At 72.1% G+C, this 5,765-nt stretch carries 6 protein-coding genes; 2 read left to right on the forward strand and 4 right to left on the reverse strand.

Features of this window, described 5'->3' with window-relative positions:
- Window positions 1-97: 97 nt before the first annotated feature.
- Window positions 98-874 carry a helix-turn-helix domain-containing protein gene (locus tag ACIBEA_RS44005; protein WP_399270109.1) on the reverse strand — a complete coding sequence of 259 codons (777 nt, stop codon included), beginning with the start codon at window positions 872-874 and terminating at the stop codon, window positions 98-100.
- Between the two features lie 378 nt (window positions 875-1,252).
- Here ACIBEA_RS44005 and ACIBEA_RS44010 point away from each other — a divergent pair, with 378 nt between their 5' ends.
- A complete protein-coding gene (locus ACIBEA_RS44010) occupies window positions 1,253-1,717 on the forward strand; it encodes a hypothetical protein (protein ID WP_399270110.1) in 465 nt (154 codons plus the stop codon).
- A gap of 69 nt (window positions 1,718-1,786) precedes the next feature.
- Complete coding sequence (locus tag ACIBEA_RS44015) at window positions 1,787-2,482, forward strand: class I SAM-dependent methyltransferase (RefSeq protein WP_399270111.1); 696 nt, start codon at window positions 1,787-1,789, stop codon at window positions 2,480-2,482.
- A 15-nt stretch (window positions 2,483-2,497) separates the two neighbouring features.
- On the opposite strand, the gene ACIBEA_RS44020 is transcribed toward ACIBEA_RS44015, so the two are convergent.
- The 3 genes from ACIBEA_RS44020 to ACIBEA_RS44030 are packed head-to-tail and all read right to left on the reverse strand — an operon-like array spanning window position 2,498 to window position 5,605.
- The gene (locus ACIBEA_RS44020) at window positions 2,498-3,067 is read right to left on the reverse strand and encodes a histidine phosphatase family protein (protein WP_399270112.1); all 570 of its coding nucleotides are present in this window, start codon (window positions 3,065-3,067) and stop codon (window positions 2,498-2,500) included.
- Between the two features lie 42 nt (window positions 3,068-3,109).
- A complete protein-coding gene (locus ACIBEA_RS44025) occupies window positions 3,110-4,378 on the reverse strand; it encodes a hypothetical protein (protein WP_399270114.1) in 1,269 nt (422 codons plus the stop codon).
- Window positions 4,379-4,438: 60 nt separating this feature from the next.
- Window positions 4,439-5,605, reverse strand: a complete 1,167-nt coding sequence (locus ACIBEA_RS44030) for a WxL protein peptidoglycan domain-containing protein (protein WP_399270116.1) — start codon at window positions 5,603-5,605, stop codon at window positions 4,439-4,441.
- Window positions 5,606-5,765: the final 160 nt, after the last annotated feature.

Here is a 5,765-nt window from a genome sequence, read left to right on the forward strand (position 1 = left end):
CGGCTTCCCCCGCAACCACTGACCCACCCCGCCCGGCCCCGGCCGAGCAGCGGACCGCCCCCGGCCACCCCTCACCGGCCGGGGGTTCCTGCTGTTCCTACTCGGGTGCCCGGCTGTACTGCTCCAGCGCAGCCTTCGACGTGGACCGGTCCACGAGCCGCAGCTCCCACGGGCCCGTGTTCACGTCGAAGTCCTTCCCGAAGCCGACCCACTTCCCGGCCATCCGTCGGCCGGTCGGCTCGACCAGCAACTGAATGGCCCCGTGGTAGCGGGCCCCGTTGTAGTAGCCGTCCGAAGCGGTTTGCTCCACCCACGACCCGGTGACCACGTTGCGGTCAACGGTCAGATCCAGGGTGAGAGGGCTGTCCGGGTTGATGCTCGCCCCGGGGAGGCTCTGAGCGGTGAGCCGGTTCCCGTGCTGGACGATCACTACGTAGTGCTTGCCCTCGTACGTCTCATCACGGCTGGACGAGAAGAACTCGTAGCGGCTGAGCCACACTCCCGAGAACGTCTCGGCAGCCGTCTGTGCTGCCGCCTGAGCGCCTACAGCTGCGGAGGTGACACCTCCGGCCCTAGCGTCCATGTCATGCCCTCCTGTCCCGTCTGAGTGAACCCGTGCCATCGGTACGGGCAAGGTGAAGCCCAGCGCTTCCACCGGACGGCCTGTGACGCGCTCCAGCGCTCGCGAGTACACGCCCCGGGGCGTCTTGCTCGTACCTGACTCCCAGCGCTGTACCAGACGCTTCGACGCTTCGTTCGGCTCCCCGAGTTCCTGCCCCGCCCGGCGCAGGGCCTTGGCAAAGTCGTCTTGGCTCAAGCGCAGGCCGATGCGCACGGCACGCAGCACACCATTCGCCACCACGGCGGTCGTCATGACGTCAAAGCTAGACCTAACCGCCTTCCAATGACACCGGTTTGACGCCTAGGGAGGCGTCATTGATGCCCCTCTCATTGACGCCCCGGCGACGCCCGAACTGTCGTCGCTCCGGCCCTTGCCTCAGCGGGAACATCGGTCCATCGATGGGGCGACGGAAGCCGAGGGCGAGCGCGTGACCATGACTGTGCGGGTGTCCCGTGATTCGGGTCAGAGCTACGGGGTCACGGCCACCTATCCGCCCTTCTCCGGGCAGCCGCTGACGCCTGCCGCGTCCGCTGCCTGGCCGCCCTGCGAATGCACCCGATGCGCGTCCAGCACCAACCGCCAGGAAGGTGCGGCTAGCTCTGCACCGTCCACCACCAGGAAGGCACAGACGTGACGACCATCCACCTGCACCCGAGCGAGGTTCTCGCCCTGATCAGTCCGGAGCTTCGGGCGCTGCTCATCAAGGACGTCCGCAAGGACTGGCCGGAGCTGACCGACGACCTCGGCGAGCGTGGCGTGAATCAGATGGCCGCCTTCCTCGCGACCTCAACGCAAACCGACGAGCCCCTCACGCCGTCCCTCCGCGTAGACCGGTTCTGGCACAAGTTCCTCAAGCGCAGCGTCCCCTACGTCGCCTTCTCGCGGGCCCTCGGCGTGGACTACATCCACCACGTCCCCGAGGACGACGAGGAAGGCTCGGACCCGGCGGCCGGACGTGCCGCCATGGCCGTCACCACGGCCGCTGTCCGTGAGGCTGGGCACCATGTCGATGCCGAGTTCTGGCCGAACGAGGGCGCGGCGGACTGCTCCCAGTGCCACGCTGGCTGCACCGACAGCCCTGTCGGCAGCACGTAACCGTCCCCGCCCCATCAGTCGCCCGGGGACCCTGCCGGGCGGCTGCCCGCCGTCACCTAAGGACGTGAAGTGCCAGACACCCGTAGTGCCGCATGGGACGACTACTCGAAGACCAAGCCCCAGCGGCGTACGACGAATGCCAGAGGCGAGACGACCTGGTTCAACTGGACTCAGTACGCCGATCATGGCCCCGGGGTCGAAGCGCTGGCGTTGCGGCCGGGAGACACGGTGCTCGACCTAGGGTGTGGGTCCGGCGGGAACCTCGCCCACGTGGCCACCCTCGGCATCAAGGCCGTGGGTATCGACCTGTCCCCGAAGCAGCTCGACAAGGCGCGCGAGCGGTGGTCGGACATGGACGGGATGGAACTGCACCAGGGCGACGCTCTCACGTTCCTTGCCGACACGTTCACGATCTTCGATGCGATTTACAGCGTCTTCGGCGCGGCCTGGTTCACGGACCCCGGTCTACTTCTACCGATCGTGCACGCCAACCTCAAGCCCGGTGGCGTGTTCGCCTTCTCCCAGCGGCCCCCTGTCGAAGGCTGCTACGGCTGCCAGGCTTCGTACATCCCCCGTGCCGATGACGAAGATCCCGCCATCGTGAAGCGGTGGGACTACCAGCCCGACATCTGGTCCTCACTCCTCAAGGAGTACGGCTTCCCTGACGTGACCGCGACGGTCCTTCCGGCGTCGAAGGCCGACAAGCGCACGACCGGCACTCTGCTGGTCCGGGCCGTACGAGGAGACGAGCCTCAGCTGTTCTGAGTTGAGAGCGCGCCGCTACGGCACGTTCCACCCGAGTACGACGGGCAGCCCGTGCTCGTAGCCCAGTGTGTTGATCGTCCCCGGATGCGGGTGCCCGAACTGCCGCGCGCTCGACGCGTCGAGCCCGAGCCAGCGCGCGGCGAGGACGCGTGACAGATGGCCGTGTGCGACGACGGCCACGTCACCCTCGTCCAGCCGCGGCCGGACCCGGCCGAGGAAGGCGTCGACCCGCACGGTCACCTGCCCGAGGTCCTCGCCCGCGTCCACGCCGTCACGCCACAGCTCCCAGCCGGGCTTGAGCTCCTGGATCTGCTCGGCGGTCAACCCCTCGTAGCGGCCGTAGTTCCACTCGATCAGGTCGGCGTCGGCTTCCGCACCGCTCAGCCCCGCCAACTCGGCCGTCCGCACGGCGCGCGTCAGCGGGCTGCTGTGGACGGCGACGAACTCCCGTCCGGCCAGTCGAGGCGCGAGCGCACGCGCCGCTTCCTCCCCCGCCTCGGTCAGCGGCAGGTCGGTGCGGCCGGCGTGCCGGCCGGTCCGGCTCCACGCGGTCTCGCCGTGCCTGATCACCATCAACTCGCCCATGGCGGAGGAACATGTCCCGAACCGCGCACCAGGGGAACGGGTTCAGGTGGTGGGCCAGAGGTCCTCGGGGGCCGTGCGGCTCCAGGTGGCGTCGCCGTGGGCGTAGCCCGGGACCACGCGGTAGGTGACCTGGGGGTTGCCGGCCGCGCGGATGAGGTCCGCGCCGCGGGGGTGGTCGCCGCGGCCGTGTTCCGTGTTGAGCCAGAGCACCTCCGCGCGGATCCGGTCCCAGGCGATGGCGTACGTCGCGTCGTCGCCCGCCCAGATCGCGCTCAGGTCGCGCAGCAGGGCCACCGGGATCAGGCCGCTGCCCAGGGCCGCCGTGGCCGCGTGCCATGCCGCGAGCGGGGTGTGGGTCAGGGCGAAGCGGTCCTCGGCCGGGGTGGCGCCGAAGGCGTAGCTGCCGGCGGCGTGGCCCCGGGCGTAGATCCAGTTCGCCGGGCCGGGCAGCTCGGCGGTGCGGATCAGGGCGAAGTGGGCCAGGCCGGCGTGGGTGAAGCGGAGCGTCGGGTCCGGCGGCCACGGCACGGCGGAGGCGCCCTCCGGATCCGTCACGGCCCGGGAGACCAGCCCCGCCAGCCCGGGATCGCTCGCGTGCGTGCCCGCCGCGAGCTGGGCGGCGTACGCGTCCCGGGTCACGGCGGCCCGGGCGGCGTCCGGGCCGGTCAGCGGGCCGGTCGTGTCCAGGGCGAGGACGCGCCGCAGCCGGGGTGAGGGATCGTGGGCGGCCGCGTCGAGGGCGAGGGCGGCCCCGGCCGAGTGCCCGGCGTACTGGTACGGCAGGCCCAGTACGCGGTCCAGCGCGGCCACCACCCGGGCCAGGTCCCGGCGGTGCGCGGCGAGCCCCCAACCGGCGGTGACGTCACCGGGTCGGGCCGCGTCCTCGCGCGGGGTGACCCCGACGACGAGGTGGCCCTGGCGGCGCAGGTGGTGGGCGAGGCCCTGCTCGCCCGGGGCGAGGAACTCGGCGGCGAAGTTCAGGCCCCCGCCCGGCAGCAGGTACGCGATCGAGTGCGGAGCCCGCTCGGTGTCGGCGATCACGTCCACGGTGAGCGGGACGGTGGTCCCGCCGCCGATGCCCGGGTCGCCGTCGAAGAGCGGAAGGGTCAGGCGCAGGAAGCCGCGGCCGGGGAGGTGGGCGGCGGTGCCCGTGCTCACGGTGCGCTCGATCAGGGTCAGCAGGGCCGGGCCCGCGGCCGCGGGCGGGGCCGGCGGGGCGACCGCGACCGTGCCCGCCACTGCGACCGCGACCGCGACCATGTCCGTGCCCGTGTCCGTACCCGTCCGGTCGGCGGGCTGCTGTCGGTCCATCGAAGTGCCTCCCCGTAGCGGTGGCGGGCGAGCGCCACCACCTGGGGACACCCTTCATGATCAGCGGGTTTCAGCCAAGTCCCCTGCGGTTTCCGGAAGTTCCGCGTCCGTACGGCGCCGCCGGCGCAGCGCCCAGGTCGCGACGGCGGCCCCCAGCAGGACGAACGCCGCGCCCGCCGCCGGCCAGGGCACGGCGAGGAACTCCGCCCCGCCGGCCGTGGTCAGGTCCGGGTACGCCGCGGAGCCGGCCGTCACCTTGACGGTGACCCAGTCCAACTGGGGCGCGTCCGGCCACGGTTCGGTCAGCTCGATGCGCTGGCCCGGCAGCAGGGTCAGCCGCAGCTCACGCCCCGGGCGGGACAGCACGTCCCGCCCGAAGAGGCCCTCGGCGCTCACCGCCACCTTCGGCTCGATCACCACGTTGCCCCGGTTGACCAGCGTGTACGTGATGGTGGCCGGCGCGTCGTGCACCCACGGCAGCAGGGGCGCGTCCCGGTGGACCCGTACGTCCTCGACGCTCAGACCGGGGGTCAGCGGCCCCGGCACGCGGAAGTAGAGCCGGGCGCCGACCGAGCGCTTCACCCCGACCTGGACCTTGCCCTCCTTCTGGACGCCCTCCACCTCGGTGTTGAGGGCGACGATCCCGCCGACGTGGTCGCCCGGCGTCGCGTCCTCGGGGACCTTCACGGTGAAGGGGATGTCCTTGCGGCCCTTGGCGGGGACGGTGACGGTGGCCGTGTCCTTGGGCAGCGCGAGCCAGGTGCCGACGTCCTTGGGCTTCGTCTCGACGGGCAGCAGCGCGAAGGCGCCACCGGCCGGGGTGTTCACGGCATCGGTGGCGAAGACCTGGAAGGTCAGGTCCTTGGTGGAGGAGTTGAGGATCGTCACGCTGTCACCGACCGTGGTCCCGGCCGCGCCCTGGTGGAAGAAGTACGCCCGGTCGGTCATCGCCGCGCCCGCCGGGGGCGTCGGGAAGACGCCCCAGGTGCCGTTCTCGGCGGCGTGCGCGGTCCCGGCGGGCAGGAGCAGGCCGGCCAGCGGCAGGAACAGGCCGAGGAGCGACAGGAGCAGCCCGCGGAGCCGAGCGGCGCGGGAGCGTCCTCGCGGGCCGATGTGCCGGCGATCGGGAGGGGCCTTCCGGAGGGCCTTCCGGAGGGCCTTGCGGAGGGCCTTCCGGGGGGCGCTTCGGGGGGCGCTTCGGCCGGGCGGGCAGGTGCGGGAGCGCATGGGCGGGTCTCCAGACGTGACGGAAACGGGAAGGGTGGTGGGGGGGCGGGGCGCCCCCCCCCCCCGCGGCGCCCGGGGGGGGGGGCGGAAGTGACCAACCCCCGGGAGGGGTGCGGCGAACAAAAAGACGGGGGCGGGGTAAAGACCGCGCCCCCCCCCG

Source organism: Streptomyces sp. NPDC051555 (genome assembly GCF_044454405.1).
Classification (GTDB): Bacteria; Actinomycetota; Actinomycetes; order Streptomycetales; family Streptomycetaceae; genus Streptomyces.